The organism is Aggregicoccus sp. 17bor-14 (assembly GCF_009659535.1).
In the GTDB taxonomy this organism is placed as follows: Bacteria; Myxococcota; Myxococcia; order Myxococcales; family Myxococcaceae; genus Aggregicoccus.
This window is the reverse complement of the sequence record NZ_VJZZ01000010.1, coordinates 65,533-91,483: the sequence shown is the minus strand read 5'-3', so window position 1 is coordinate 91,483 and position 25,951 is coordinate 65,533. Positions and strand designations below refer to the sequence as shown.

Here is a 25,951-nt window from a genome sequence, read left to right as displayed (position 1 = left end):
CGGCTCAGAGCAGGCCCAGCTTCTTGAGCTCTGCCTGCAGCTTCTGGGCGTTCGGCTCGGTCATCTGCACCAGCGGCAGGCGGAGCTCCGGCCCGAAGAGGCCGAGCAGGTGCAGCGCCCACTTCACCGGGATGGGGCTGCTCTCCACGAAGAGCAGGCGGTGCAGCGCGTTCATGCGCACCTGCAGCTCGCGCGCGCGGGCGAGGTCCCCGCCGCGCGCCGCCTGCACCAGGTCCGCCATCATCCGCGGCGCCACGTTGCTGGACACCGAGATGACGCCCTTGCCGCCGCAGGCGATGAAGGGCAGCACCGTGAAGTCGTCGCCGGACAGCAGCGTGAGCCGCTCGCCGCACTTCTCGACGATGTCGAGGGTGCGCGCCACGTTGCCCGTGGCCTCCTTCAGCGCCACCACCTCGGGGAGGTCGCACAGGCGCTGGCAGGTCTCCGGCAGCAGGTCCACGCCGGTGCGGCCCGGCACGTTGTAGGCCACCAGCGGGTAGCCCGGGTGCGCGGCCGCGATGGCGCGGAAGTGCTCCACCAGGCCCGCCTGGGTGGGCTTGTTGTAGTAGGGCGTGACGATGAGCGCGCCGTCCGCGCCGGCCTCGCGCGCGCGGGCGACCCCGTCGATCGCCTCGCGGGTGCTGTTGCTCCCCGCGCCCGCCACCACCGGCACCCGCCCCTTCGCGCTCGCCACGCAGACCGCGATGGCGCGCTGGCGCTCCTCGGGGGTCATGGTGGCGCTCTCGCCCGTGGTGCCCATGGGGATGAGCACCTGCGTGCCCCCCGCCACCTGCTGCTCCACGAGCTTCGCGAACGCCGCCTCGTCCAGGGCCCCGTCGCGGAACGGGGTGGCGAGCGCCGTCATCGACCCTTCGAAGGTTCGGATTGCCATGCGCTGCTCTTTAGGTCAGGCCCGCTCGCCGCGCCAGAGGTCCTCCAGCGCCTCGCGCTCGCGCACCACCCGCCACGCCTCCCCGTCCACCAGGACCTCGGCCGGGCGGGGGCGGGAGTTGTAGGTGCTGGCCATGCTCATCCCGTAGGCCCCGGCGCTCATCACCGCGTACAGGTCCCCCTGCCGCGGCAGCACCAGCTCGCGCCCGCGCGCGAGCACGTCCGTGGACTCGCACACCGGGCCCACTACATCCACCGGCTCCGCCTTCCCGCCGCGCGGCTTGCGCAGGGGCTGCAGGGCGTGGTGCGCGTCGTAGAGGGCCGGGCGCATCAGGTCGTTCATGCCCGCGTCCACCACCACGAAGGTGCGGGCGGGGGTGCGCTTGCGGTACAGCACGCGGGTGAGCAGCACGCCGGCGTTGCCCACCAGCACGCGCCCCGGCTCGAATACCAGCGTGGCGCCGGTGTCCCGGGTCGCCTGCAGCACCGTCTTCGCGTACTCCACGGGGCTGGGCGGGGTCTCGTCCACGTAGGTGATGCCCAGGCCGCCGCCCACGTCCAGGTACTCGAGCCCATGGCCGCGCGCCTTCAGGTCTCGGTACAGCCCCGCCACCTTGGTCAGCGCCGCGCGCACCGGCCCCGTGCGGGTGAGCTGGCTGCCGATGTGGCAGTCCAGCCCGCGCGCCACCAGGCCCTTCATGCGCTTGGCCCGCTGGTAGAGCGCGCTCGCCTCCTCGAAGGGGACGCCGAACTTGGAGGTCTTGAGGCCGGTGGAGATGTGCTTGTGGGTGCGCGCGTCCACCGCCGGGTTCACCCGCAGCGCGAAGGGCGCGGGGCGGCCGAGGCGCCGGCCCACCGCGTCCAGCATGGCGAGCTCCTCGGCGCCCTCCACGTTGAAGAGCAGCAGCCCCGCGGCGAGCGCGCGCTCCATCTCCTCGGGCGTCTTGCCCACCCCGGCGAACACCGTGCGGGCGGGGTCACCGCCGGCCGCCTGCACGCGCGCCAGCTCGCCGCCGGACACCACGTCGAAGCCGCAGCCCTCGCGGGCGAGCAGCCGCAAAACCGCGAGCGTGCTGTTGGCCTTCACCGAGTAGCAGATGAGGTGCGGCGCCTCGCCGAAGGCCTCGGCAAGGACGCGGTAGTGCCGCACCAGCGTGGCGCTCGAGTAGACGTACGTGGGGGTGCCCACGGCCTCCGCGATCGCGGAGAGCGGGACCCCCTCCGCGTGGAGACTGCCGCGGCGGTAGCTGAAGTGGTTCATGACCCTGCGTCGGGAGTGGAGCCGGCGTCCGTGCCCGCAGCGCTGCCGGGAGACGCGCCGGCGTCCGGCGGCGGCATGGACGGGAAGGGGCCGCGCGGGGCCACCTCGCCGGGCGCGGTCGCGTCCGGGGCGGCGGGACGCGCGGGCTCACCCGCGGGCTGCCCCGCCGGCTGCTGCTCGGGAGCGGCCGAGGGCGCGGGCGGTGCGGCGGGCGGCAGCGGGGGGCGCGGCGCCCCCTTGATGCCGCAGCCGGCGAGCGCCGCCGCGCTCCCCCCCACGACTGCGAGGAGCAGGGCGAGGCGGCGCGCAGCGGGCGGGAACGTCGGCATGGAGGAGGGCTCCGGCTAGAACTTGATGCCCAGCATCGCGCGCAGCGCCTGCGGCGTCTTCAGCGTGTTGGGGAAGCCCGCCTGCTCGAGGCCCGAGAGCGGGAAGAGGATGCCCCAGTCCAGCCCCGAGATGAAGCCGTCCTCGGTCTCGTAGCGCACGCCCGCGTTGAACTCCACGCCGAGGTTCGCGCTGCCCAGGTCCTTGCCGGTCTCGACGTCGAAGAAGGAGGGCGTGGACTCCTTGAAGACGGCGCGCGAGTAGATGAGGCTGCCGTGCAGGTCGAAGCCCGGCGCCAGCGTGTACTTGAGCGTGGGCTTGGCGTAGATGGCGTCCGTCAGGCCGCCGAGGATCTCGCGCCAGAGGATCATGTCCACGCGGTAGTCGCGGTTGAAGCGGAAGTTGCGGATGGCGCGGTCGTCGCACGAGGTGGTGTTCGCCCGGGTCGTGCAGTCGAACTGCGGCTCGGTGAGCACCACGGTGGTGCCGTCCGCCCCCACCGTCTGGCGGCGCGGGTAGTTGCCGAAGCCCGGCGCGTCGTCACCGGACGCGTAGCCCAGCTCGAGCCCGAGTGAGAGCGCGTTCTTCATCAGCTTCGCCTCGGCCTGCACCACCGCGCCGAACTGCACGATGGACAGCGACTGGTTCTGGCCGGGCACGTTGGCGAGCGCCGGGTCCAGGGCGCGGTTCTCGATGTCGCCCAGCTGCGCGGCGGCCTCCATCTCGAGGCGGAAGGACTTCTGCTCGTAGCGCAGCCAGAAGTCCGGCACGAAGAGGCGTCCCTTGCGCGGGATGAAGCCGGTGGCGCCGCTGGCGCCCGCGTTCACGTCACCCTGGCCGTAGTCCGTGTCCCAGCGCTGGGTGCGGTAGGTGAAGTGCAGGCCGTAGTTGAGCACGCCCTGCCCGTCCGCCAGCTTCGCCTTCACCTGCTGCTCGGTGTCGCGCCGCGCCACCGCGAGCACCAGGCTGTGGGCGTCGTCGGACTGGGTGAGATCGTAGGGCTCTCCCGCGGCGTTGCGACCCTCGCTGGTGAGGCCCTCGGAGTTGAAGTCGAACATCGGCGTCACGTACCAGCCGTTGAAGGGCTCGGTGACGAACTGGATGCGGTCCACCGTGTCGCCGAAGTCGCAGTCCAGGCAGTTGCCGTCGTTGCGCAGCATGCCCAGGCCCCAGTGGCTGCCCATGCGGCCGAAGCGCAGGATGCCCACCGGGGTGCTCACCTCGCCGTAGGCGCGGCGCACGAGGATGGAGTCCTTGAGCGCGTTCACGCCCGAGGTGGGCGGGCTCTGGCTCTCCGAGAAGAGCGTGAAGGCGTTGCGGTCGCTCGAGGTGAAGGCGGTGTCCGGCGTGCTGCCCAGCAGCACGTTGTCCAGCGCGTCCACCTGCATCTTGATCCGCACCTCCTCGGAGACGTTGAAGGTGGGCTCCAGGCGCACGCGCATGTTGGCGCCCGCCTGCGTCTGCTCCTTGCGGGTGCGCGGGCTGTTGGGCCAGATGAGGTTGCGGCCGGCGGTGGGGTCCTTGCCGAGGTCGAACTTGTAATAGAGCGTGGGGCGCAGGCGCAGGTAGCCGTCCAGCGTGAACAGCTCCAGCTTCTTCTGCTGGGTCACGAACTCCGCGTTCCACTCCTCGGAGGTGCTCTGCGTGGCGAGCTGCGCGGTGATCTCCTGGCGCATCTCCTCCTTCGCGGCGGCGATCTTCGCGTCCACGTCGTCAGTGGAGTTCTGGCCAGCGGTCTGGCCAGCCGGAGCCGCGGGGCGCGAGGGCTGCGCGGGCGCGGGGGCCGCGTCCTCGTCCTCACCGGCCGGAGCGGGCTGCTGCTGCGGCTGCTGCGCAGACTTCGCGGCCGGGGCGGGGGCGGCAGGCTTGGTGCCGGGCGCCGGGGTCTGCGCAGTGGCCGTGGCAGAGGCGACGAGCAGCGCCGCCAGCAGGTGGTGAGGCATGGGTACGGTTCTCCGGGAGCTGTGACGAGCGGTGCGGCGAGGGCGGGGGAGTTAAGCGGGGGGCCCGAGGGGTGTCAACGCGAATCCCCGGCGAGGCGCGAGGGGGCCCCGCGCGCCGGTTTCCAGCCCTTGCATGTAGGGATGGACCCTCACTCCGGGTGGGGCTGACAGCGGGGGCAGAAGTGCGTGGTGCGCCCGCCCTGGGTGAAGGACTCCACCGGGGTGCGACACTTGCGGCAGGGCTCGCCGGCGCGCCCGTAGATGCGGAAGGGGTTCTTCGCGCCGGGCTCCTCCAGGTAGTCCATCTCGTCGCCCTCGCCGTTGAGCTCGAAGGCGTAGTCCAGCGTGGCCTGGATGGCGCGCGCGAGCTTCGTCCACTCGGCGCCCGTGAGGCTCGCGGGCTTGCGCGAGGGGTGCAGGCCTGCGCGAAACAGCGCCTCGGCCGCGTGGATGTTGCCCAGCCCCGCGATGCGCCCCTGGTCCATCAGCGCGACCTTGAGGTCCTGCTTGGAAGTTCCCAGGGCCTCCTTCAGCTGCGCGGCGCTCAGGCCGTCCACCAGCGGGTCCAGCCCCAGCGCGGCCACCGCGGGGAGCTGCAGCAGCGTGCCGGCCGGCGCGGGCTCGAGCCGGCCGAAGAGGCGCGGGTCGCGAAAGTGCACCACGTCCCCGCCCTCCAGGTGGAAGCGGGCGCGGCTGTAGGGCTCCACGTGGCCTTCGGGGCGGCGCACGAACTTGCCCGTCATCCCCAGGTGGCCCAGCAGCCCGCGCCCCTCCTCGAAGGTGAAGAGCAGGTACTTGCCCCGGCGCTCGAGCGACTGCAGGCGCCCGCGCAGCTGCGTGAAGCGCTTGGGCTCGGCGCCGCGGAACACGCGCGTGGCGTCCGCCTCGGCGGAGAGGACGCGGCGTCCCTCCAGCCAGCGCAGGAGCGCACGGCGCGCAAACTCGACCTCGGGAAGCTCGGGCATGGCACGGACCGGGATAGCAGATTTCTTCTTGTTGATGGCCACACACGGGCGTGAAAGAGAGGCGGCAGTCCGTGCGCGGCGCCTTTACAAGGGGCCCTGCACGCGTTGCAGCTCTGCACCCACGCTTCTCTCAGGGAGGCCCCATGGCCGACATGCCGCAGAAGAAGTACACCCCGATGCAGTTCCCCAAGCTCAAGGGACTCAAGGGCCTGAGCGACGCGGTCCTCGAGACGCACTTCAAGCTCTACGAGGGCTACGTCAACCGCACCAACAAGCTCACCGAGACGCTGCAGGGCCTGCAGGGCAAGGGTGAGGCCGCCGGCACCAACCCGGTCTATGCCGAGCTCACCCGCCGCCTCGGCTTCGAGTACAACGGCATGGTCCTGCACGAGTACTACTTCGAGAACATGCGCCCCGGCGGCTCCGGCGAGCCCAAGGGCAAGCTGAAGCAGGCGATGGAGGCGAGCTTCGGCAGCTACGAGAACTGGCTCGCCGACTTCCGCGCCGTGGCCACCATGCCGGGCATCGGCTGGGCCGTCACCTTCCAGGACCCGAAGAACGGCTGGCTGAGCAACCACTGGATCACGCTGCACGAGACGAACAACATCGCCGGCTTCCGCCCCGTCATCATCATGGACGCGTGGGAGCACGCCTTCACCCCGGACTACAAGGCGAACGAGCGGGGCAAGTACGTGGACGCGTACTTCTCCAACATCGACTACGAGGCCTGCGAGCCGCGCCTGAAGTAGCGCGCGCACCGCAGCTGCTTCCCCCGCGGCGGGTGGGCCTCCGGGCCTGCCCGCCGCGCTCTTTTTCGCGGGCCCCTCCCCTGCCCGCCCGGCCCCCGCCCGGCCTGCCACGAGCGTCCACCCGGTGAATGGGGCGGAGGGGGCTCGCGTCCAGTGCTTGCCGGGGCCCCGGTACGCCCGCTAGGCATGCCCGCCCCACGTCAGGTCCCGTTCCCGTTCCAGAAAGGCACACCCGCCATGAGACGCAACCTCGCAGCGCTGCTCGCCCTCTCCCTCGCCGCCGGGGCCCTGCCCGCCTGCACGATGGCGCAGCGCCGCGGCGCGGAGACGGCCGCGGCCAAGGCGCTCATCACCCCCGAGCAGGAGCTGCAGCTCGGCCAGCAGGTGAAGAGCGAGCTCGAGACGAAGGAGAAGATCAAGTACGTCACCGACCCCGAGGTGGTGAACTACGTGAACGGGGTCTCGCAGCGGATCCTCCAGTTCGCGAGCAAGGACCGCCCCGAGGTGAAGTGGCAGGTCCACGTCATCGACGACCCCAAGACGGTCAACGCCTTCGCCACCCCCGGCGGCTTCCTCTACGTGTACACGGGCCTGCTGCTCGCGGCGGACAACGAGGCGGAGCTCGCGGGCGTGATGGGCCACGAGGCCGGCCACGTGGTGGCCCGCCACTCCGCGCGCCAGATGGTGGACGCGTACGGCCTGCAGGCGGTGACCGGCATGGCCCTGGGCCAGAACCCCAACGCCATCGCGCAGATGGCCGCGGGCCTCGCCGGCAACGTGGGGATGCTCAAGTTCGGCCGCGACATGGAGAAGGAGGCGGACGAGTACGGCGCCACCTACAGCAGCGCCGCGGGCTACGACCCGCGCGGCCTGGTCACCTTCTTCCAGAAGCTCGAGGCCCAGGAGGGCAACCCCGGCGTGCTGCAGTTCCTCTCCACGCACCCCTCCAGCGCGCAGCGCGTGGAGCTGATCAACGCCTTCATCGCCCAGCACAACCTCTCGGGCACGGACGTGGGCGCGGACCGGCTCGCGCCGATCAAGCGCAAGCTGGGCGGCAAGTAGCAGCGCTTCAGGGCAAGGGGCCGCGCGGCCCGGGCTCCACCGGCTCGGGCGGCTGGCCCTGCGCCACGCGCCGGCGCCAGCGCCAGAACGCGAGGCGCGTCTTGCGCGCGCTCTCGGCGCTCTTCGCGGCGCCGGGCGTCTTGAGCGGCGGCTCGAGCGGGGGCAGCTCCCCCTCGCGCCGCGCCCCCTTCATCTTCCCGCGCGTGCTCGCGTGCTCGAGCACGGCGTTGAGCTCGCCGCCGAGGATGAAGATGAGCCCGGTGATGTAGAGCCACAGCAAGAGCACCACCACGCCGCCGATGGAGCCGTAGGTGACGTTGTACTTGCCGAAGTGCTCCACGTACTGGGTGAAGGCCCAGGTGGAGAGCAGCCACCCCAGCGTGCCGAAGATCGAGCCCGGGGTGATGTACTTGAAGCGCTGCTTCACGTCCGGCAGCAGGTAGTACGCGAGCGCGAGCGCGAACATGATGAGCAGGGCCGTGAAGGGCCAGCGCATCAGGTTCCAGAAGATCACGAACTCGTCGATGATCTGCAGCTTGTCCGCGAGCCACTCCCCCAGCCGCCCGCCCAGCACGAAGGCCGCCACGGCGATGGGGATGAGCAGCGTGCCGGCCAGCGTCATCAGCATGCTGAGCGCCTGCGTCTTCCACCACGGGCGCGACTCGGGCACGTCGTAGGCGAGGTTGAGGCTCTTGCGCAGGGCGTCCACCCCGCGGCTCGCGCTCCACAGCGTCACCAGCACGCCCAGGGTGAGCAGCTTGGGGCGCGTCTCGCTCACCAGCGACTGCAGGTGCTCGCGCAGGAGCGAGAGCGCGTCGCCCGGCATGAGGTGCGCGACGCGGTCCATCATCATGTCCACGGCGCCCGGCCCCAGGGGCAGGTAGGCCACGAGCGTGACGAGGAAGAAGAGGAAGGGGAAGAGCGAGAAGAGGAAGTAGTACGCGAGCTGCGCGGCGCAGTCGGTGACGGTGTCCTCCTCCATCTCCTTGTAGAAGCGGCGCGCGAACTCGCGCCACGTCAGGTGCTTGAGCCTGGGGGGCCACCACGTCATCGCTCGCGCTCGCTCCTCCCGTCTGCCAAGAGCAAAGGTAGGCGCGCATCCTGCCGGAGCAGCAGGCGGCCGGGCGAGCGCCCGCTCACAGCACTGCCACTTTGTTAGCGGCGCGAGAGCACGGCGCAGGCGGCGTAGCCCAGCACCTGCTCACCGTCCTGCAGCGCCGAGGGCGTGGGGCGCCACCCGCGCGCAAGCCGCGCCTCGAGCAGCGCGGGGGCATCGGGGCGCGTCCTCCAGACGGCGACCGCCGTCACGTGCCCGAGTCAGGTGACGTCGAAGACGAGGCAGTGGCCCTCGGGCTGCGTGAGCGGAACCACCACGTCGTGCGTGAACTCGTCCTGGACGAGCACCTCGGCGATGTCCAGCGCGGGGCGCTGCGCGAACGCCCAGCGCGCCACCTGCTCCAGCGTGCGCAGCGGCGCGAGCTGCGCCTGCAGCGCGGCGCGCGCCTCTGCCGCCAGCCCTGCCCGGTCCTCGAGCGCGAGCGGCGCCACGGCGCGCGCTACTTCCCCGCGCCGGTGGCGAGCAGCCCCTCGGTGTGCTCGGGGGGCGCGTCCAGCTTCGCTGCGGTGTTCCCGCCGCGCGTCATGCGGCTGTAGAGCGAGAGCTTCGGGTCGAAGAGGAACTGCAGCCACAGCTTCGTCCAGCTCGAGTGCGAGTGCAGCGACTCGTAGAACTCGGGCGCGATGCTGCGCACCTGCGGCAGGCGCGTCCACGGCACGCGCATCACGTCGTGGTGCTCGTTGTGGTAGCCCACGTTGAAGGCCACCACGTTGAACGGGCCGTAGTACGAGTAGGTCTCCTGGTCCGGCTTGACCAGGTAGTGCTCCTGGATCCAGCGCGCGCCCACCGGGTGCAGCCCGATGGAGAAGATGCTGGAGAGGAAGAGGAACGCGAGCGCGCCCCAGCCCAGCCAGAACACCACGCCGCCGATGAAGGCGACCTGGATGAGGAGGTTCGCCACGTACCAGCGGTCGAAGAAGGGGATGCGCTTGAGCCGGCCCACGCGGCTGGCCTGGAACGCCCAGAAGAAGAGCATCCAGAAGGCCTTGCCGAAGGTGGAGTTGCCGATGAGCTTCGCCTCGAGCGGGCTCGCCAGGTCCGCGTCCAGCTCGGGGTCACCCTGGAAGCGGTGGTGCAGCAGGTGGTACTTGCGGAACGAGATGGCCGCCGGGAAGAGGATCGGCAGGTTCGCGAACATCTGCAGCAGCGCGTTCATCCGCGGGCTCTTGAAGACCAGGTTGTGGGTGCACTCGTGGATGAGCACCCACAGGCCGTGGTTCACCACCGCGCCCACCAGCCAGGAGGCGGCGAGGATGACCCACCAGGGCTGCGCGCGCAGCAGCGCCGCCATGCCCACCATGATTCCCACCAGCGCCGCGACGAAGAGCGCGGTGATGGGCGTGTGACCGCACAGCGCCTTCAGCTCGGGGTGGGCCACCAGGATGGCGCGAGCGCGCGCGAGGTGCGGCTCTTTCTCGGTGGAGCGGGCGAAGGCGAGCTGCGCCATGGGACTGGACCTCGGTCAGGTGGGGGGAAGGGAAGCAGCCCGGGACGAACGCTGCCGGCCCCCTCATACCATCCCCGGGCGCCTGTCCCCACTCCCCGGTGGGGAACCCGCCGGCCCTCCCCTGCCCGCCTGCCTGGTATGGGGAAGAACTCCCTCAGGTTGCCGGCAGGTACTTGCCCAGCAGCGGGGCGAGGCGGCGGCGCACCTCGGGCGGGGTGCGGGCGCGGTCGGACCAGATGCCCAGCGCGAGCGCCGAGTCGCAGCCGCAGCCGGCGGGCAGCGCCGCCACGCGCGGCAGGGCGCGCCGGATGAGCGCGAGCCCGCTCGCGGTCACCGCGCGCAGGTTCTTCACCACGCCCTCGACGATGCTCTGCGCGCTCGCGCCGGGCGGAGGCAGCTGCCAGCAGTCGTAGTCGGTGGGCAGCGCCACCAGCGCGTAGTGCAGCTCCGCCTCACGCGCGAGCTTCGCCTCCGGCATCGCCGTCATCCCCACCAGGTCCGCGCCCCACGCGCGGTGCATGAGGCTCTCGGCGCGGGTGCTCAGCGCCGGGCCCTCCATGCACACGTAGGTGCCCTGCGCGTGCACCCGCGCGCCGCCGCCCGCGGCGCCCGCCTCCAGCAGCGCGCGCCGCAGCGCGGGGCAGAAGGGCTGCGAGAGCTCCACGTGCACGCTGAGCTCCTCGAAGAAGGTGCCCGCGCGCCGCGTGGTGCGATCGATGAGCTGGTCCGGCACCACCAGGTCGCGCGGGGCGATCTCCTCGCGCAGCGAGCCCACCGCGCCGCTCGCCAGCACGTGCGTCACCCCCAGCGCCTTGAGCGCGAAGAGGTTCGCGCTGTAGGGCACCTGCGTGGGGTTGAGCAGGTGGCCCTCGCCGTGGCGCGAGAGCAGCGCCACCCGCACGCCGTCCACCTCCGTGAGCGTGATGGGGCCGGAGGGCCGCCCGAAGGGCGTGTCCAGCTCGCGCACCTCGCCCGGCCCCAGGGCGCCCAGCGCCTCGCCCAGCCCCGTACCGCCGATGATCGCCACAAGCGTCTCTGCCGCCATGTCCTCGTCCTCCAGGGCAACTCGCGCGGCCCCGCGCACCGTTGCATTTTGAGAGTGAAAACGGGCCTTTGGGGGCTTTGCAGAGTGGGGCGAGCCGTCACGCTTTGAAAACGCCCCCGGTGCCATCTTCCCCCGTGGAGCACGGGTCTTCCGTCCTTCTCTGCGCGCCGTCCAGGTGCGGTCCGCGCAGAGACCATCCTGCAGTCCACGCAGCAGGCGTGCACCTGGAAGGAGTGAAACGATGCAATGGCCTCGTGTACTCCGGGCAACCGGAGCGTTCCTGGTCGCGGGCCTCTTGTATGGCACCGCCGCCTTTGCTCAGAGCGGCGTCATCACCGGTACGGTGAGCGACGCTTCCAACAAACAACCCGTCCCCGATGTCGTGGTGACCGCGACCTCGCCCAACCTCCAAGGTGAGCAGGTGGTGGTGACGGACGCCACCGGCCAGTACCGCATCCCGCAGCTGCCCACCGGCAATTACACGCTGCGCTTCGAGAAGGAGCAGTTCCAGCCCTACAGCCGCGCGGGCGTCCAGCTGCGCGTGGACCGCACCATCCGCGTGAACGTGGAGCTGCTGCCCACCGGCATCACCGAGAACATCGTCGTGCAGGGCACGGCGCCCACCATCGACGTGGGCTCCACCTCCACCGGCGTCAACGTGGGCGCGGACTTCGTGCGCAACATCGCCGTGGTGCGTCCCACCGGCAAGGGCGGCGCTGCGCGCTCCTTCGAGTCTCTCGCGGACATCGCCCCCGGCGCGAATGCCGACCAGTACGGCGTGAGCATCAGCGGCACCACGTCCCCCGAGAACTCGTTCGTCATCGACGGCCTCTCCGTGAACGACCCCGGCTTCGGCGTGCTCGGCACGCCCCTGAGCGTGGAGTTCATCCAGGACGTGAACGTCATCACTGGTGGCTACATGCCCGAGTACGGGCGGGCCACCGGCGGCGTGCTCAACGCCGTGACGAAGAGCGGATCCAACGAGTTCCACGGCTCCGTGTTCGCGAACTTCACCCCGGGCGCGCTCGAGGGCAACGCGAAGACGGTCCTCTCCCAGGCGAGCGCCTTCTCCGTCAACACGAGCCTGCACAACCTCGGTGACTTCGGCGCCGAGCTCGGCGGTCCCATCCTCAAGGACAAGCTGTGGTTCTACGCGGGCTTCGCCCCCTCGTTCACCCGCTACAGCAACGAGCGCAACGTGAACGCGCGCGTCCCCTGCTCGGACCCGGACGGCACGAACAACTGCTTCGGCGGGCTGCTCCGCATCCCGGGCTCCTCGGGCGCCCTGACGGCACGCAGCCTCTTCGCCTCCGAGGTCGTCCCGGGCACCGAGAGCAACCGCTTCGCGGACCAGAAGAGCTTCCAGTACATCGGCAAGCTGACCTACCTGCTCAACCAGAATCACAACGTCAGCCTGTCCGTGTACGGCTCGCCCTCCAAGTCGGGCAGCAGCACCAGCTTCCCCTTCGACAACCAGGACGGCACTCCGACGGTGTTCGTGAACGGGCAGTTCAACGCCCTGTCCACCATCAACACCGCCAACTCCATGGACCTCGCGCTGAAGACGGCCTCGTCGTTCGCGGACAAGAAGTTCCTCCTGGACGTGACGGCCGGCTGGCACCACCAGGATGCGAACATCCTGCCGGTGGACGGCACCCACGTGGCGGACACCTCGGGCATCGCGGCGACCCCGCTCGTGCAGTTCCGCGCGCGCTCCGGCGCCGGCGCCTACCGCGCCACCGACTTCGAGTACGCGAGCGACCCCGCCGTGGTCGCGGCGTGCACGGGTCCCGGCGGCGCCAACCTCTGCCCGGTCACCACCTACTCGGTGGGCGGCCCCGGCTTCATCACCGAGGACAAGCTCGACCGCTACCAGGCGAAGGGCGTGGGCACCTACCTGGCGAACCTGGCCGGCCGTCACGTGTTCAAGGTCGGCGTGGACTACGAGTACCTGAACTACGACCGCAACAAGGCGTACTCGGGCGGCGCCTGGCTGCGCGAGACCCTGGACCGCACCGCGACGGCGCCCTCCACCGGCTTCCAGGAGTTCCGCAACTACGGCTACCTCACCGCCCCGGGTCAGTTCACCCGTCAGGCCTCCGTGCCGGCGGCCACCAGCAGCAACACCATCGGTGGCTTCGTGCAGGACAGCTGGAGCGTGCTCGACCTCTTCACCATCAACGCCGGCGTTCGCTACGACCAGCAGAAGATGTACGGCGCCGATGACATCCTCGCGCTCAGCCTGGGCAACCAGTGGAGCCCGCGCGTCGGCGTCCTGTACGACTTCACCCAGCAGGGCCGCTCCAAGATCTACGCGAACTACGCGCGCTTCTACGAGCAGGTTCCCCTCGACCTGGCCGACCGTCAGTTCCCCGGTGAGCGTCAGGCCAACATCGTGCACGCGCGCTCCAACTGCAACATGACCGCCGCGAACGGCGTGGTGGACATCTCGGCTGCCACCGCGGGCTGCCTCTCGGTGGACCCCGCGGGACTGGTGTCCGGCAGTGACCCGAGCGATCCCAACGAGTTCCTGCAGCCCACCGGCGGTGTCCGCAGCCCTGTGGACCCCGACCTGAAGCCCCAGAGCTCGGACGAGTTCGTGGTCGGCGGCGAGTACGAGGTCATCAACAACGGCCGCCTGGGTGCGAGCTACACCCGCCGCTACATGAACCAGGTCATCGAGGACATGAGCCGCGACGAGGCGAACACCTACTTCATCGGCAACCCGGGCACGGGCGTGGCCTCGGACTTCCCCAAGGCGACGCGCGACTACGACGCGGTGACGGTCTTCTTCGACAAGACCTTCGCCGACCTGTGGCTCGCCCAGGTCAGCTACACCTGGAGCAAGCTCGAGGGTAACTACGCGGGCCTCTTCCGCCCGGAGACCGGCCAGCTGGACCCGAACATCAACTCCGACTTCGACCTCATCTCGCTGCTGGCGAACCGCACCGGCAAGCTGCCCGGTGACCGTACGCACAGCATCAAGGTGTTCGCGGCGAAGGAGTTCGTCCTCACGGATGCCGTCAGCTTCAACCTCGGCGCCACCTACCGTGGCCGCTCGGGCACGCCCATCAGCTACCTGGGCGCGCACCCCATCTACGGCCAGCAGGAGGCCTTCCTCGCCGAGCGCGGCACCGCGGGCCGTACCCCGTGGCGCAACGACATCGATGGTCGCCTCGGCCTGAACTACAAGCTGAGCGAGAACAACCTCATCACCGTCGGCGTGGACGTGTTCAACCTGTTCAACTTCCAGACCGTGACCACGGTCGACCAGGCCTACACCACGCAAGCAGTGACGCCGTGCACGGGCAACCCGCAGGGTGACGAGGCCGTGAACCAGTGCTTCCAGGACCAGGGCTTCACGGATGCGGACAAGAACCCGAACTTCCGCAACGCCACGGCCTACCAGGCGCCTCGCTCCGTCCGCTTCGGCGCGAAGGTGACCTTCTAGCGCAGCAGCCCCGCAGTCCCCGCTCCGGCCCCGCTCGAGCGGGGCTCCCGCCCCACGCTGGCGGGGGCCTCGCGCGAGGCGGGGCCGCGGCGCATCGGAGGGGCGCATCACCGGGACGCATCGCCGGAGACCTGAGCCCGGATCCCCACCCCAGCGCCCGCAGCGACGCGCGCCCTGCGGTGGGCCTTCAGGGAAGCAGCACCTGCAGGTCGGGCGCATCGTCCCAGGTGGTGCGGGCGCCCCGCCCCGCCGCGCTCGCGGCGGCCAGGCCGCGCCGGCGGGCGAGCGCCGGGGCGCAGCGCGCACGCAGCAGCTGCGCGGTGGCAGGGGCGCTGGCGAGCGCGACCCGCAGCGCACCGCACACGCCGAAGGGCTGCGGGGGCGCCGCGCCCACCACGCCCATGCGCTGCAGCGCCTCGAGCGCCGCGGCCATCTCCAGCTCGGGCAGCTGCAGCAGCTCGGCCACGAGCGCCGCCGTGATGCGCCCGTCCTCGCCTTCGCCGTGCTCGGCCAGGTGCTCGGAGAGGTGCTCGGCGGCCACGGCCGCGGCCAGGGCCGCCGGCAGCGCGTGCGGGTGCAGGCGCGCCACCCGGCTGCGGGCGGTGGCCGCCACGCTCTCCGAGCCCACCGCGACGCCCGCGGGATCCGCGCTGCCCGCAGCGCGGCGCACCCAGTCGCGCAGCGCCTCGAGGACGAGGAAGGGGTTGCCGCCGGCGAAGCGCCACACCGCCTCGCCCAGCTCCCGCGCGGCGTGAGGCAGGGAGAGCGAGTCCACGAGTGCGAGCACCTGCACGCGCGACAGCGGCGCGAGCTCCACGCGCTGCGCGTGGGCCAGCAGGTGCGCCACGTCCGGCTCCGCCGCGGGCCAGCGGCTCGAGGCCCCCCCCTGCCACTCGGTGCAGCAGAGCAGCCGCAGTGCGGAGCCCTCCCGCGCGGGGCCTTCCGGCGACTGCGGCGAAGCGGTCTGCAGCGAGGCGATCCACGCGCCGAGGAAGGCCAGGCTGTGCGCGTCCCAGTCGTGCAGATCGTCGGCGACGAAGGAGGTGGCGTGCGGCGCGAGCAGGCTGAGCGCGTGGCCGAGCGCCCCGTGCAGCCGGACCTGCAGCGCGTGCTCGCTGCGCCGGCGTGCGCGCCGCGGCGGGGACAGCTCGGGCAGCAGCTGCGAGAGCTCCGCGCGCACCCAGGTGGGCAGCGCGCCGGCGGGCGCGACGCGCAGCAGCTGGCGCAGCGCGCGGGTGAGCGTGGCATAGGCGACCGGGGCGTCCGCCGGGTGGCCGGTCACCAGGAGGAACTCGCCCTGCGCTGCGGCGAAGTCCAGTGCGAGCCGGCTCTTGCCCACTCCGGGCGCGCCGGCGAGGCAGAGCACGCGGCCTCGCGCCCAGCCGTCCTGCAGCTGCTGCCACGCGTCCTCGCGCCCCACGCGCAACCAGGGGCGGCGCAGCTGCAGGGGCGTGGCCGAGGCGATGGCGGCGGCGCTGCGGTCCTGCTGCAGGCTGCGCGCGATGCGGCGCGCGAGCCCCGCCGTCTCCTCGGTGGGCGCGACCGCGAGCTCCTCGGCGAGCCGGGCCTTGAGCTGCTCGTACACGTGCAGCGCGGCGTGGCGGCTGCCGGCCACGTGGTGAAGGCGCATCAGCGTGCGGGCGATGGGCTCGGACTCCGGCTCGAGGCTGAGCCAGGTCTCCGCCACGCCGATGGCGCCCAGCAGGTCGCCCACGTCCTCGCGCCGCCGCAGCTCCAGCCCGATGAGCTTGCGGAACCAGCCCTCGGCCGCGAGCCGCGCCCCGTCCAGCCAGCGGGTGAACTCGGGCAGCTCGTCGAAGTCCAGCCCGGCGAGCAGCGAGCCCTGCAGCCCCAGCACCTCCTCGGAGTGCCCGCGCCGGGCCGCCTCGCGCAGCCGCAGCAGGTCGCACTCCACCGCCTCGTCCAGCACCAGCGCGTCCTGCTGCCCCACGCTCTGCAGCAGGGGCTCTCCGCACGCGAGCCGCAGCCGGCGCAGCAGCTGGCGCAGGTTGTTGCGCTCCTGGGAGGGCACGGTGTCCGGCCACAGCAGCCCGGCGAGCTGGGCCTTGGGCGTGGGGGCGGACCAGGCCACGTACGCGAGCGCCGCCGCGATGCGGCCCTCCAGCGGGATGCGCCCGCGCGGGCCGCACAGCTCCACGCTGCCCAGCAGCTTCAGGCGCCAGCCCGGCACTGCCGGGCCGCTGCCCCTGTTCTCGGCTCGCTGACCACCTGCTGAGGCCATGGTCTCCTCGCCCCCGGCCGTGCGTGGCTCCTTGCTGAAGAAACGAGTGCCGTGCGGGGAACCTGCCGCAATTTGCAGCGAGCCGGCCCGGGGAGCCTGCGAGCGGGCCCCGGGGGCCTGCCAGGCGGCCCGGGGGCCCGCGCCGGGAGATCGTCCGGGACCGGGCAGCCGCGCGGGGGGCGGCCGGTGGGCAGAGCGCCCGCCCGCTAGGATGGCGCTTCGCGCCGCTGGAGGACCATGTTCGCGGAAAGCCGCCTTCCCCCGCCCCTGCACACCCTGCTCGTGGACGACGAGCCGGCGGCGCGCGCGGCGCTGCGCGAGCTGCTCGAGCGCGACCCGGAGCTGGAGCTGGTGGGCGAGTGCGCTTCGGGGCGCGAGGCGCTGCGGGCGCTGCAGCAGGCGCCGGTGGACCTGCTGCTGCTGGACGTGGGGCTGCCGGACCTGGACGGCTTCGAGCTGCTGCGCGAGGCGGGGCCCGGCGCGGCCGCGGCCGTGCTCTTCGTCACCGGCTCGGACGCCCACGCGCTGCACGCCTTCGACGTGGGCGCCCTGCACTACCTGCTCAAGCCGCTGGACGCCGAGCAGCTCGCGCGAGGCGTGGCGCGCGCCAAGGAGCGCGTGCGGGCGCTGCGGGTGCAGCAGCTGGCGCGGCAGCTCGGGGCCCTGTACGGCGGCAGCGCCGCGCCCGGCGGCCCGGAGGGTCTTGGTGCGCCCGCCACCCAGGGCTACTTGCAGCGGCTCGCGCTCAAGGAGACGGGCCGGGTGACGCTGCTGCCGGTGGAGGAGGTGGACTGGGTGGAGGCGGACGACTACTACGTGCAGGTGCACGCCGGGGGCAGGAGCTACCTCCTGCGCCAGAGCCTGCGCGCGCTGGAGGGGCAGCTGGACCCGCGCCGCTTCCTGCGCATCCACCGCTCCACGCTGGTGAACGTGGCGCGCGTGCGCGAGCTGCAGCCGCTGTTCCACGGCGAGTACTGGGTGGTGCTGCAGGACGGCAGCCACCTCAAGCTCAGCCGCAGCTACCGCGAGCGGCTCGACGCGCTGCTCGCGGGGCGCGAGCCTCAGTCGCCCACGGGCCGCAGCCCCTTGCGGTAGCGCTCGGCGTTGTGCACGTAGTGGGGACCCGAGCCCTGGAGCACCATCAACTGCTTCTCGTTCACCGGGCGCACGACCTTGGCGGGCGCGCCCAGCACCAGGCTGCCGTCGGGAATCTCGGTGCCCTCGGTGACGAGCGCGTGCGCGCCGACGAGGCAGTGGCGCCCGATGCGCGCGCCGTTGAGCACCGTGGCCCCGATGCCGATGAGGCTGCCCTCCCCCACGCTGCAGCCGTGCAGCATCGCGCGGTGGCCCACCGTCACGTGCGCCCCCAGCACCAGGGGCACGCCGGCGTCGGTGTGCAGGATGGCGCCGTCCTGGATGTTGGTCCCCTCGCCGATGTCGATGAGGTCCATGTCCCCGCGCAGCACCGCGCCCCACCACACGCTCACGTCGCGCGCCAGGCGCACCCTCCCGATGACGGAGGCGGTGGGCGCTACCCAGTAGGCGCCGGGCACCACCTCCGGGACCATGTCTTGCAGTGCATACAGGGGCATGTGTCCCACCCAAGCGCACCCCGGCGCCCCGCGCAAGCCCGGCGTGTCCCCGGGAAGCCCGTCTGGTGCGCGGGGTGAGGAAAAATATTGACGCTGCGCAACACGCTGGCTGAAGGGTGGCCTCGCTTCTAGTGTTGCGCCCGCCGCGCGCCCCCCGTACCAGGCAGCGCGGGCAGTCTTTGCTTTCCGAGGGTCGAATGCGCGCGTGCTTCACGATTCTGAGCTTGTGGGTAGCGGGGCCCGTGCTGGCCCAGGCCCCGGCTCCCCCCGCGGCGTCCGCGCCCACCTCCGCACCGGCTCCCACACCGGCGCCTGCCGCCGCGGCTCCGGCGGCCCCCGCCCCGCCCACCGCGGCGCACGCGCGCCCGGCGCAGGCGCTGGACCTGCCCGCGCTGATCGAGCGCGCCCAGCGCGGCGCCCGCGTGGAGATGGTGCGCTCGCAGGTGCAGTCGATGCAGGCGAAGCAGGACGAGGTCGCGCGCGTGACCCTGCCCCAGGGCGAGCTCACGGTGCTGGGGGCGCCCAGCCCGCGCATCAACTGCATCCCGTCCGTGGACGACTGCATCACCACCGACCCGCGCGAGCCGGGCGTGCACTTCCAGGGCGCCCTGGTGCGCATCGACCTGCGCGCCGTCTGGCCCATCTACACCTTCGGCAAGCGCGAGGGCGGCCTGCGCGCGGCGAAGGCCGGCGTGGCGGCGACGCAGGCGCTGGTGGAGGCGGGCACGGCAGACGCCTCGGTGGACGCGGCGCGCGCCTACTACGGCGTGAAGCTGGGGCGCGAGCTGGTGTCCATGCTCGAGGAGGGCCAGGACATCCTGCGCCAGGCGGTGAAGCGCACCGAGGAGGAGCTCGCGCAGCCGGACACCGAGCTGGGCGAGGGCGACCGCCGCCGCCTGCGCGTGCTGCAGACGGAGGCCGCCGGGCGGCTCGCCGAGGCGCGCAAGCTGGAGGCGGTGGCGCTCGCGGGCGTGCGCTTCCTCGCGGGCGACGACAAGGTGGACGTGGACGAGAAGCCGCTGGAGGCGCTGCCCGGGCGGCTGCCGCAGCTCGCGCACGCGGAGAGCGAGAGCTCGGGGCGGCCGGACGTGCGCGCCGCGCAGTACGCGGCCAAGGCGGCCGAGGGGCTCTCGGACGTGGAGCGCGCGCGCCTCTTGCCAGACCTGGCGGTGGTGGCGCAGGGCGCCTTCGCGCGCGCCGCCGGCGCCGAGAACCCGCACAACGCCTACTTCGCCGACCCCTTCAACACCACGAGCGTGGGCGCGGGGCTCGCGCTGCGCTGGACCATTGACCCGGCCACGCGGCTCGCGCGGCTGCGGGGCGCCGAGGCGGACGCCGCGCGCGCGCGCACCGGCGCGGGGCTCGCCGCCTCCGCCGCGCAGCTCGCCGCGCGCGCGGCCTGGGCGGACGCGCAGGATGCGCTGGGGCGCCGCGAGGCGGCGATCGCCGGCGAGGCCGAGGCGCGCGCCTGGCTCGTCTCCAGCCTGCAGGCGGAGGCCGCGGGCCTCGTGGACACCAAGGACATCGGCGACTCGCTCACGGCCTGGTTCGGCCAGCGCGCGCGGCTCGCCCAGGCGACGTTCGACTGGGACATCGCCGTCTTCACCCTGATGCGCGCCATGGGCGCCCCCTATACCGAGGCCTATGCACTCCCCAAGTGAACCGGGCTCCGCCCCCTCCGAGCGCAGCCTCCGCTGGGCGACCTGGCTGGACACGAACCGCGTGCGGGTGCTCGCGGTGTCCGTGGTGCTGGTGCTGCTGTGCGGCTGGCTCTCCTCGCGCCTGCCGGTGTACGGCGACTTCTCCTGGCTGCTGCCGCCGGACGCGAAGTCGGTGCGCGACCTGCGCGCGCTGCAGCAGCGGGTGAGCTCGCTGGGCACCCTGCTCATCGCGGTGGAGAGCGACGACGCGGCCCTGCGCACGCGCACCGCCGAGCAGGTGGCACGGCGGCTGCGCACCATCGATCCGAAGCTGGTGGCGAGCGTGGCCGCGGACGACGCGAAGGCGCGCGAGTTCCGCTGGCAGAACCGCTTCCTCTTCGCCCCGCTCGCGGACCTGCAGTCCGCGCACGACGCGCTCAGCTCGCGCATCACCGAGGCGAAGCTCAAGAGCAACCCGCTCTACGTTTCCTTCGAGGACGAGGACGAGGCGCCGGCTCCCAAGAAGGACGCGAAGAAGCAGGGCGCGGACAAGGGCTCTGACGACAAGGGCTCTGACGACAAGGCCTCTGGAGACGCGCCGGACACGCGCATCGAGGAGCTGCGCACGCGCATGCGTGACGCCGAGAAGAAGGCGCACGAGTCCGCGGGGCTGGTGTCCAAGGACGGCAAGATGCAGCTGCTCATCGTGCGCACGCCCTTCGCCTCGAGCGAGGTGCGGCTGTCGCGCGAGCTGATGAGCGCGGTGCGCAAGGCGGTGCAGGAGGCCTGCGCCGAGGTGGGGCCGGGCTGCAGCGCCCCGCAGGTGCAGGACGGGCCGGTGGCGAAGGCGGCCGCAGGCCCCACGGTGACGGTGGGGCTTGCCGGAGACGTGGCCAACGGCCAGGCGGAGCAGAAGTCCATCCTCAGCGGCATGCTGCTGGCCACGGTGCTCACCATCGTGCTGGTGGGGCTGGGGCTGTTCGCCTACTACCGCTCGGTGCGCGGGGTGGGGGCGCTGCTGTGGACGCTGACGGTGGGCACGCTGCTCACCTTCGCGCTGACCAAGCTGACCATCGGCCACCTGAACCTGGCCACGGCCTTCCTCTCGGCCATCGTGGTGGGCAACGGCATCAACTTCGGGATCGTGCTGCTCGCGCGCTACTTCGAGGAGCTGCGCGCGGGGCGCCCGGACCTGGACGCGCTCGCCCACGCGCTGGGCGGCACGCTCAAGGGCACGGCGACCGCGGGGCTCACGGCGGCGGTGGCCTACGGCTCGCTCATCGTGACCCAGTTCCGCGGCTTCCGGCACTTCGGGATCATCGGCGGCATGGGCATGGTGGCGTGCTGGGTGGCCACCTACACGGTGCTGCCCGCGCTGCTGGCGGTGGCGCGGCGGCGCGGGATGCACCCGCGCGGCGAGCCGAAGAGCGGCCAGGCGCTGGCGAAGCTCTACCCGAGCCGCACGGCGCCCGTGGCGCTGGTGAGCCTCGCGCTGCTGCTGGTGAGCGTGCTGGGCGCGGTGCTCTACCTCGCGCACGACCCGCTCGAGCGCGACTTCCGCAACGTGCGCTCCTCGAGCGCGGAGATCCTGGCCATCCGCGACTGGCTGGACAAGGTGGACCGGGGCTTCGGCCGCGGCATCTCGGGCGGCATGGTGATCGCGCTGCCCACGCAGGAGGCGGCCACCCAGGTGGCGGCGCGGCTGCGCGCGCACGACGCGGGCAAGCAGGACCAGGAGAAGCTCTTCAGCCGCATCTCCACGCTGGAGGACCAGCTGCCCACGGACCAGCCGCAGAAGCTCGCGCTGCTCCAGGACATCCGCAGCCAGATGCTGCAGGGCGCGGCCGCCTCCGAGCTCTCGGACGAGGACCGCCGCCTGCTGCTGCCCCCCGAGGGCCTGCGCGCGCTCACCACCCAGGACGTGCCGGTGGAGCTGGCCTGGCCCTACACGGAGCGCGACGGCACGCGCGGGCGCATCGTGCTCGCGGGCGTGGGGCTGCACTACAACACCTGGCTCGCCGAGGACCTGCGCTCCTTCGTGAACGACTTCCGCAAGATCGACGTGCAGGGCGCCCAGGTGGGCGGCAGCACCTTCGTGTTCGCGGACCTGCTGGACTCCATGAACACGGACGGCCCGCGCGCCACGGTGGCCTCGATGGTGGGCGCCACGCTGGTGGTGCTGCTGATGCTGGGCTTCTCGCGCCACGCCACCATCACGCTGCTGGCGAGCCTGCTGGGCACCACGATGATGCTGTGGCTGTGCGCGGTGATGGGGATCAAGGTCAACTTCCTGGACTTCGTGGCCCTGCCCATCACCATCGGCATCGGCATCGACTACGCGGCGAACCTCGCCGCGCGCCACCAGCAGACGGGCGAGAGCCCGCGCCAGCTTTTGTCTACAGTGGGCGGCGCTGTGTTCCTTTGCTCCTACACCACCATCGTCGGCTACGGTTCGCTGCTCATCTCCGAGAACCAGGGGCTGCGCTCGTTCGGCGGCGCCGCGATCCTCGGGGAGTTCACCTGCCTTGCCGCGGCGCTCGGTGCCGTGCCTGCCCTCCTGACGCGACTGACTGCGAGCCGGCGATGAGCCCCACCAGCCTCCCCTCCGTCCCTGCGCAGCCGCCCACCTCGGCGCTCGCGCGGCTCGCCCAGCGCCGCCCGTGGGCGATGGAGTGGCTGTACTTCCTCCTCGCGCTGGGCGTGTACCAGCTGAGCCGGGCCATCGCGATCGGGGGGGAGGAGGTGGCGATGGGCCACGCGATGGACATCGTCCGCTTCGAGCGCGCCCTGGGGCTGTACGTGGAGCCCGGGATGCAGGCGCTGTTCCTGCCGCACGAGGCGCTCAAGCAGGTGCTCAACGCGGTGTACATGCGCGCGCACCTGCCGGTGACGATCCTCTTCTTCATGTGGCTGTACCGCTACCACCGCAGCGACTACGCCTGGGTGCGCAACGGCTTCTTCGTGGCCAATGCCATCGCGGTCATCATCTACGTGGTGTACCCGGTGGCCCCGCCGCGGCTCATGGAGGCGCTGGGGATCGTGGACACGCTGCGCCACTCGAGCGGCGTGGACCTGTACCGCGGCTGGCGGCGCCACTTCTTCAACCAGTACGCAGCCGTGCCCTCCATGCACTTCGGCTACTCGCTGCTGGTGAGCACCGGCATCGTGCGCTGGGCGCGCCCGCTGTGGGTGAAGGCGGTGAGCGCGCTGTACGCCCCGCTCATCCTCCTGGTCATCGTGGTGACCGGGAACCACTTCGTCCTGGACGCGGCCGCGGGCGGCCTGGTGATGGCGCTCGCCTTCGTCCTGCTGTGGCAGTACCAGCGCCTGCAGAACCCCGCGCTCGCGCGGCTGCGCCCGCTCGCAGCCGACTCCGCCTCGGCCCAGTCGGTTGAATAGACCGCCGCCTCCATCGGTACAGATGACCATGAGCCACTCCCCCTCTCTCTCTGCCACCCGCCGCACTCCCTCTGCCGCCCGGCCCCGCGTCCTGCGCGCCAGCCTGCTCGCACTCGGCCTGATGCTGCTCGGCCGCTCGGCAGCCGCCCAGACGCCGGCTCCCGCGGCCGCCCCCGCGCCGAGCGCCCCTGCGGCGGCCGCGGCCCCCAGCGCCCCGGGCCCCGAGACCGGCGCCACGCGCGCCCTGCGCGATGCGAACGTGCGGCTGCGCAAGCTGCTGCAGGCGGTGCCCGCCGGCCAGGCGCCGGACGCGAAGACCTCGCGCGCCATCACCGAGGAGCTGCGCTCGCTCTTCGACATCGAGGACCTGGCGAAGCGGGCGCTCGCCTCGCACTGGGGCACCATGACCCCGGCGCAGCGCAAGACGCTCACCGAGACGCTGCGCGACGTGGTGGAGCAGAACTACCTCTCCCAGCTGCGCAGCAACCTCAACTACGAGATCAAGTACGAGGGTGAGGAGGCGCGCGGCGCCGACCAGCTCGTGCACACGCGCATCCTCGCGCAGCGCCGCGGCCGCCCCTTCGAGGTGCGCATCGACTACCTGCTGCACCCGCAGGGCCAGGGCTTCCGCGCCTACGACGTGGTCACGGACGGCGTGAGCATCCTCGAGAACTACCGCAGCCAGTTCAACCGCATCATCCGCAAGGACGGCGTGGACGGGCTCATCAAGAAGATGAAGGCGCGGCTCGCGCGCGGCAGCGGCGAGAGCCTCACCGGCGGCGCGGGCAGCGGCGGCAGCGGCTCGGCCACCCCGGCTCCCGCCGGCCAGCGCTAGGCCCCGGCCCGGTGACGAAGAACGGCGCGCGCGCGGGCTAGACGCGCGCGCGCTGGGTGAGGCGCACGCCGGCCACGATGAGCAGGCCGCCCACCCACAGCTCCCAGTGCAGCGACTCGCCGAGCAGCAGCCACGCGGCGAGCGCGGTGGCCGCGGGCTGCAGGTTGCTGAAGATGGCGACCTTCGAGGCCTCGGTGCGCGAGAGCGCGTAGTACCAGAGCAGGTAGGCCACCACCGAGGTGAGCACCGCCAGGTACGCGATGCACCCGCGCGCCGCCCCGCTCGCCTCCATCACCTGCAGCGGGTGCGCCGCGAAGGGCGCCGCGGGCAGGGTGAGCAGCGCGGCGGCGATCATGCTCCAGGAGGTGGCGCGCACCGGGCCCACCTCCGCCGCGAAGGGCTTGCCCTCCGTGGTGTAGACGACCCAGGCGGCCACGGCGGTGAGGATGAGCAGGTCTCCGAAGAGCGAGCCCTGCGCCTGCGCGAGCCCGCGGCCCAGGAGGAGCACCACCACGCCCGCGAGCGCCGTGGCGATGCCGCCCGCGGCGCGCGCGGACACGCGCTCGCGCCCGCGCGCGAGGCTCAGCAGGTACACGCCCATGGGCGTGAGCGCGTAGAGCAGCGCGGCGTGCGCGGCGGTGGAGCGCGAGAGCCCGTAGAAGAAGAACATCTGGTTGAGCGGGCCCGCGAGCAGCCCGAGGAAGAGGATGCGCGGAAGGCTCGCGCGCGGCGGCAGCTTCGGCCCCTTCGTCACGGCGAGCAGCAGCGCGAACACCAGCGCGCTCAGGAAGAAGCGCCAGAGCACCACGGTGATGGGCGGCAGCTCCGCCATGGCGCGCTTGCCGGCGAGGTAGGTGCCGGCGCTGATGAGCACCTGCAGCGTGAGCGCGGCGTACACCCGGCCGGAGGGCGCGGCATGAGTCGGCGGCGGGGAGGAGGTCACGGCGCGAGCTGGCGGAGAGCCCATTGCGCGGCGCTACGTACCAGCTCGCTGGGGTCCTCGCCGAGCTTTTCCAGGGTGGGGCGCGCGTCCTCGCGGCGCAGTGCGCCCAGCGCGTAGGCGGCGTTGCGGCGCAGCCCGTCGTACTTCGCGCGCGCGAGCGGGGTGCCGGGCACCAGCTGCTGGTACTGCTCGGGCGTCATCGCGGCGAGCTCCAGCACGCCCAGCTCCGCCACGGCGCGCGGCGCGAAGCGCTCGTGGGGGTTGAACACCGGGTGGCGGTTGAGCGGGCACACGTCCTGGCAGATGTCGCAGCCGAACACGATGCCGCCCATCGCGAGCCGGAAGCCCTCGGGCACCTCGCCGTGGCGGTTCTCGATGGTCTGGTAGGAGAGGCACGCGCCCGCGTCCACCCTCCCCTCGCCCTGCAGCGCGTGCGTGGGGCAGGCCACGAGGCAGCGGCGGCAGGGGCCGCAGCGGTTCGCGGTGGGGCCGCCCGCGTAGGCGTCCAGCTCGGCGTCCAGGATGAGCCCGGCGAGCAGCACCCAGGAGCCGTAGCGCTCGTGGATGAGCAGCCCGTTCTTGCCCACGTAGCCCAGCCCCGCGCGCGCCGCCCACACCTTCTCCATCATCGGCCCGTGGTCCACCGAGCCGTAGTCCTGCACCTGCGGGAAGCGCTCGCGCAGCAGGCGCCGGAAGTGGCGCAGGCGGTCCTTCAGCGTGGCGTGGTAGTCGCGGCCGCGCGCGTAGCGCGCGATGGGCGAGCCCTGCGTGGGCGCGTCGTCGCGGTAGTAGTTGGAGGCGAAGACGAGCACCGAGCGCGCATCCGGCAGCAGCTCCCGGACGTCCAGGCGCTCGGCCAGCCGCTCGCCCATCCAGTCCATGTCCGCCGCGTGCCCCGCCTCGAGCCACTCGGTGAGCACGGCGGCCGGGATGGGCTCGGCGCGCGCGAAGCCCACGTCGTCGAAGCCCGCCTCGCGGGAGAGGGCGCGCAGCACGTCTGTGGGCAGCGGGGTCACGGCGGGCATCTCGAGAGCGGCCCCGC

At 72.4% G+C, this 25,951-nt stretch carries 22 protein-coding genes; 8 read left to right on the top strand and 14 right to left on the bottom strand.

What is annotated here, in order from left to right:
* Positions 1-4: 4 nt before the first annotated feature.
* The 5 genes from dapA to mutM all read right to left on the bottom strand — a co-directional run bounded on the left by dapA (position 5) and on the right by mutM (position 5,387).
* Positions 5-886 (bottom strand): 4-hydroxy-tetrahydrodipicolinate synthase, encoded by an 882-nt coding sequence (gene dapA, locus FGE12_RS19480; RefSeq protein WP_194798102.1) that lies wholly within the window; start codon positions 884-886, stop codon positions 5-7.
* Positions 887-907: 21 nt separating this feature from the next.
* A complete protein-coding gene (lysA, locus tag FGE12_RS19475) occupies positions 908-2,152 on the bottom strand; it encodes a diaminopimelate decarboxylase (protein WP_153868023.1) in 1,245 nt (414 codons plus the stop codon).
* On the bottom strand, positions 2,149-2,481 hold the full coding sequence (locus FGE12_RS19470) for a hypothetical protein (protein ID WP_153868022.1): 333 nt from the start codon (positions 2,479-2,481) through the stop codon (positions 2,149-2,151). Before FGE12_RS19470 ends, lysA begins: the two co-directional genes overlap by 4 nt.
* Positions 2,482-2,496: 15 nt before the next feature.
* Positions 2,497-4,422 (bottom strand): TIGR04551 family protein, encoded by a 1,926-nt coding sequence (locus FGE12_RS19465; protein ID WP_153868021.1) that lies wholly within the window; start codon positions 4,420-4,422, stop codon positions 2,497-2,499.
* A gap of 149 nt (positions 4,423-4,571) precedes the next feature.
* Positions 4,572-5,387 (bottom strand): bifunctional DNA-formamidopyrimidine glycosylase/DNA-(apurinic or apyrimidinic site) lyase, encoded by an 816-nt coding sequence (gene mutM / locus FGE12_RS19460; protein WP_153868020.1) that lies wholly within the window; start codon positions 5,385-5,387, stop codon positions 4,572-4,574.
* Positions 5,388-5,530: 143 nt separating this feature from the next.
* On the opposite strand from mutM, the gene FGE12_RS19455 reads away from it, so the two are divergent.
* A complete protein-coding gene (locus FGE12_RS19455; RefSeq protein ID WP_194798078.1) occupies positions 5,531-6,136 on the top strand; it encodes a superoxide dismutase in 606 nt (201 codons plus the stop codon).
* A 237-nt stretch (positions 6,137-6,373) separates the two neighbouring features.
* Positions 6,374-7,198 carry a M48 family metallopeptidase gene (locus FGE12_RS19450; RefSeq protein ID WP_153868019.1) on the top strand — a complete coding sequence of 275 codons (825 nt, stop codon included), beginning with the start codon at positions 6,374-6,376 and terminating at the stop codon, positions 7,196-7,198.
* A gap of 7 nt (positions 7,199-7,205) precedes the next feature.
* On the opposite strand, the gene FGE12_RS19445 is transcribed toward FGE12_RS19450, so the two are convergent.
* The 5 genes from FGE12_RS19445 to mtnP all read right to left on the bottom strand — a co-directional run bounded on the left by FGE12_RS19445 (position 7,206) and on the right by mtnP (position 10,807).
* Positions 7,206-8,249 carry a YihY/virulence factor BrkB family protein gene (locus FGE12_RS19445; protein WP_153868018.1) on the bottom strand — a complete coding sequence of 348 codons (1,044 nt, stop codon included), beginning with the start codon at positions 8,247-8,249 and terminating at the stop codon, positions 7,206-7,208.
* Positions 8,250-8,353: 104 nt separating this feature from the next.
* A complete protein-coding gene (locus tag FGE12_RS19440; RefSeq protein WP_153868017.1) occupies positions 8,354-8,506 on the bottom strand; it encodes a hypothetical protein in 153 nt (50 codons plus the stop codon).
* A 9-nt stretch (positions 8,507-8,515) separates the two neighbouring features.
* A complete protein-coding gene (locus FGE12_RS19435) occupies positions 8,516-8,746 on the bottom strand; it encodes a hypothetical protein (RefSeq protein ID WP_194798077.1) in 231 nt (76 codons plus the stop codon).
* Positions 8,747-8,754: 8 nt separating this feature from the next.
* On the bottom strand, positions 8,755-9,762 hold the full coding sequence (locus FGE12_RS19430) for a fatty acid desaturase (RefSeq protein WP_153868016.1): 1,008 nt from the start codon (positions 9,760-9,762) through the stop codon (positions 8,755-8,757).
* Between the two features lie 154 nt (positions 9,763-9,916).
* Positions 9,917-10,807 carry an S-methyl-5'-thioadenosine phosphorylase gene (gene mtnP / locus FGE12_RS19425; RefSeq protein ID WP_153868015.1) on the bottom strand — a complete coding sequence of 297 codons (891 nt, stop codon included), beginning with the start codon at positions 10,805-10,807 and terminating at the stop codon, positions 9,917-9,919.
* Between the two features lie 241 nt (positions 10,808-11,048).
* Here mtnP and FGE12_RS19420 point away from each other — a divergent pair, with 241 nt between their 5' ends.
* Positions 11,049-14,258, top strand: coding sequence for a TonB-dependent receptor (locus tag FGE12_RS19420; protein WP_153868014.1), 3,210 nt, complete (start codon positions 11,049-11,051; stop codon positions 14,256-14,258).
* A gap of 187 nt (positions 14,259-14,445) precedes the next feature.
* On the opposite strand, the gene FGE12_RS19415 is transcribed toward FGE12_RS19420, so the two are convergent.
* Positions 14,446-16,500, bottom strand: a complete 2,055-nt coding sequence (locus FGE12_RS19415; RefSeq protein WP_153868013.1) for an AAA family ATPase — start codon at positions 16,498-16,500, stop codon at positions 14,446-14,448.
* 237 nt (positions 16,501-16,737) lie between these two features.
* On the opposite strand from FGE12_RS19415, the gene FGE12_RS19410 reads away from it, so the two are divergent.
* Positions 16,738-17,595, top strand: coding sequence for a LytTR family DNA-binding domain-containing protein (locus tag FGE12_RS19410; protein ID WP_153868012.1), 858 nt, complete (start codon positions 16,738-16,740; stop codon positions 17,593-17,595).
* On the opposite strand, the gene FGE12_RS19405 is transcribed toward FGE12_RS19410, so the two are convergent.
* The gene (locus FGE12_RS19405) at positions 17,562-18,092 is read right to left on the bottom strand and encodes a gamma carbonic anhydrase family protein (protein ID WP_153868011.1); all 531 of its coding nucleotides are present in this window, start codon (positions 18,090-18,092) and stop codon (positions 17,562-17,564) included. The two genes, FGE12_RS19410 and FGE12_RS19405, sit on opposite strands and share 34 nt — an antisense overlap.
* A 242-nt stretch (positions 18,093-18,334) precedes the next feature.
* Between FGE12_RS19405 and FGE12_RS19400 the strand changes: the two genes are divergently transcribed.
* Genes FGE12_RS19400 through FGE12_RS19385 form a run of 4 tightly spaced genes read left to right on the top strand, consistent with a single transcriptional unit; the run spans position 18,335 to position 23,966 of the window.
* Positions 18,335-19,753: a TolC family protein gene (locus FGE12_RS19400; RefSeq protein ID WP_153868010.1), complete on the top strand. Its 1,419-nt coding sequence runs from the start codon at positions 18,335-18,337 to the stop codon at positions 19,751-19,753.
* Positions 19,737-22,319 carry an RND family transporter gene (locus tag FGE12_RS19395; protein ID WP_153868009.1) on the top strand — a complete coding sequence of 861 codons (2,583 nt, stop codon included), beginning with the start codon at positions 19,737-19,739 and terminating at the stop codon, positions 22,317-22,319. Before FGE12_RS19400 ends, FGE12_RS19395 begins: the two co-directional genes overlap by 17 nt.
* Positions 22,316-23,131, top strand: coding sequence for a phosphatase PAP2 family protein (locus FGE12_RS19390; RefSeq protein ID WP_153868008.1), 816 nt, complete (start codon positions 22,316-22,318; stop codon positions 23,129-23,131). Before FGE12_RS19395 ends, FGE12_RS19390 begins: the two co-directional genes overlap by 4 nt.
* 28 nt (positions 23,132-23,159) lie before the next feature.
* Positions 23,160-23,966, top strand: a complete 807-nt coding sequence (locus FGE12_RS19385) for a phospholipid-binding protein MlaC (protein WP_153868007.1) — start codon at positions 23,160-23,162, stop codon at positions 23,964-23,966.
* Between the two features lie 37 nt (positions 23,967-24,003).
* On the opposite strand, the gene FGE12_RS19380 is transcribed toward FGE12_RS19385, so the two are convergent.
* Together FGE12_RS19380 and queG are read right to left on the bottom strand one after the other, a co-directional pair.
* A complete protein-coding gene (locus FGE12_RS19380) occupies positions 24,004-24,933 on the bottom strand; it encodes a DMT family transporter (protein ID WP_153868006.1) in 930 nt (309 codons plus the stop codon).
* Positions 24,906-25,925, bottom strand: a complete 1,020-nt coding sequence (queG, locus tag FGE12_RS19375) for a tRNA epoxyqueuosine(34) reductase QueG (RefSeq protein ID WP_194798076.1) — start codon at positions 25,923-25,925, stop codon at positions 24,906-24,908. Before queG ends, FGE12_RS19380 begins: the two co-directional genes overlap by 28 nt.
* Positions 25,926-25,951 lie beyond the last annotated feature (26 nt).

Bases quoted from the DNA above. Each gene is read 5' to 3' on its own strand.
- FGE12_RS19395 (WP_153868009.1), top strand. From the start codon at position 19,737: ATGCACTCCCCAAGTGAACCGGGCTCCGCCCCCTCCGAGCGCAGCCTC.
- FGE12_RS19465 (WP_153868021.1), bottom strand. From the start codon at position 4,422: ATGCCTCACCACCTGCTGGCGGCGCTGCTCGTCGCCTCTGCCACGGCC.
- mtnP (WP_153868015.1), bottom strand. From the start codon at position 10,807: ATGGCGGCAGAGACGCTTGTGGCGATCATCGGCGGTACGGGGCTGGGC.
- FGE12_RS19410 (WP_153868012.1), top strand. From the start codon at position 16,738: ATGTTCGCGGAAAGCCGCCTTCCCCCGCCCCTGCACACCCTGCTCGTG.
- FGE12_RS19380 (WP_153868006.1), bottom strand. From the start codon at position 24,933: ATGGGCTCTCCGCCAGCTCGCGCCGTGACCTCCTCCCCGCCGCCGACT.
- mutM (WP_153868020.1), bottom strand. From the start codon at position 5,387: ATGCCCGAGCTTCCCGAGGTCGAGTTTGCGCGCCGTGCGCTCCTGCGC.
- FGE12_RS19405 (WP_153868011.1), bottom strand. From the start codon at position 18,092: ATGCCCCTGTATGCACTGCAAGACATGGTCCCGGAGGTGGTGCCCGGC.
- FGE12_RS19470 (WP_153868022.1), bottom strand. From the start codon at position 2,481: ATGCCGACGTTCCCGCCCGCTGCGCGCCGCCTCGCCCTGCTCCTCGCA.
- lysA (WP_153868023.1), bottom strand. From the start codon at position 2,152: ATGAACCACTTCAGCTACCGCCGCGGCAGTCTCCACGCGGAGGGGGTC.
- FGE12_RS19450 (WP_153868019.1), top strand. From the start codon at position 6,374: ATGAGACGCAACCTCGCAGCGCTGCTCGCCCTCTCCCTCGCCGCCGGG.
- FGE12_RS19390 (WP_153868008.1), top strand. From the start codon at position 22,316: ATGAGCCCCACCAGCCTCCCCTCCGTCCCTGCGCAGCCGCCCACCTCG.
- FGE12_RS19455 (WP_194798078.1), top strand. From the start codon at position 5,531: ATGGCCGACATGCCGCAGAAGAAGTACACCCCGATGCAGTTCCCCAAG.
- FGE12_RS19430 (WP_153868016.1), bottom strand. From the start codon at position 9,762: ATGGCGCAGCTCGCCTTCGCCCGCTCCACCGAGAAAGAGCCGCACCTC.
- FGE12_RS19445 (WP_153868018.1), bottom strand. From the start codon at position 8,249: ATGACGTGGTGGCCCCCCAGGCTCAAGCACCTGACGTGGCGCGAGTTC.
- FGE12_RS19415 (WP_153868013.1), bottom strand. From the start codon at position 16,500: ATGGCCTCAGCAGGTGGTCAGCGAGCCGAGAACAGGGGCAGCGGCCCG.
- FGE12_RS19385 (WP_153868007.1), top strand. From the start codon at position 23,160: ATGAGCCACTCCCCCTCTCTCTCTGCCACCCGCCGCACTCCCTCTGCC.
- FGE12_RS19420 (WP_153868014.1), top strand. From the start codon at position 11,049: ATGCAATGGCCTCGTGTACTCCGGGCAACCGGAGCGTTCCTGGTCGCG.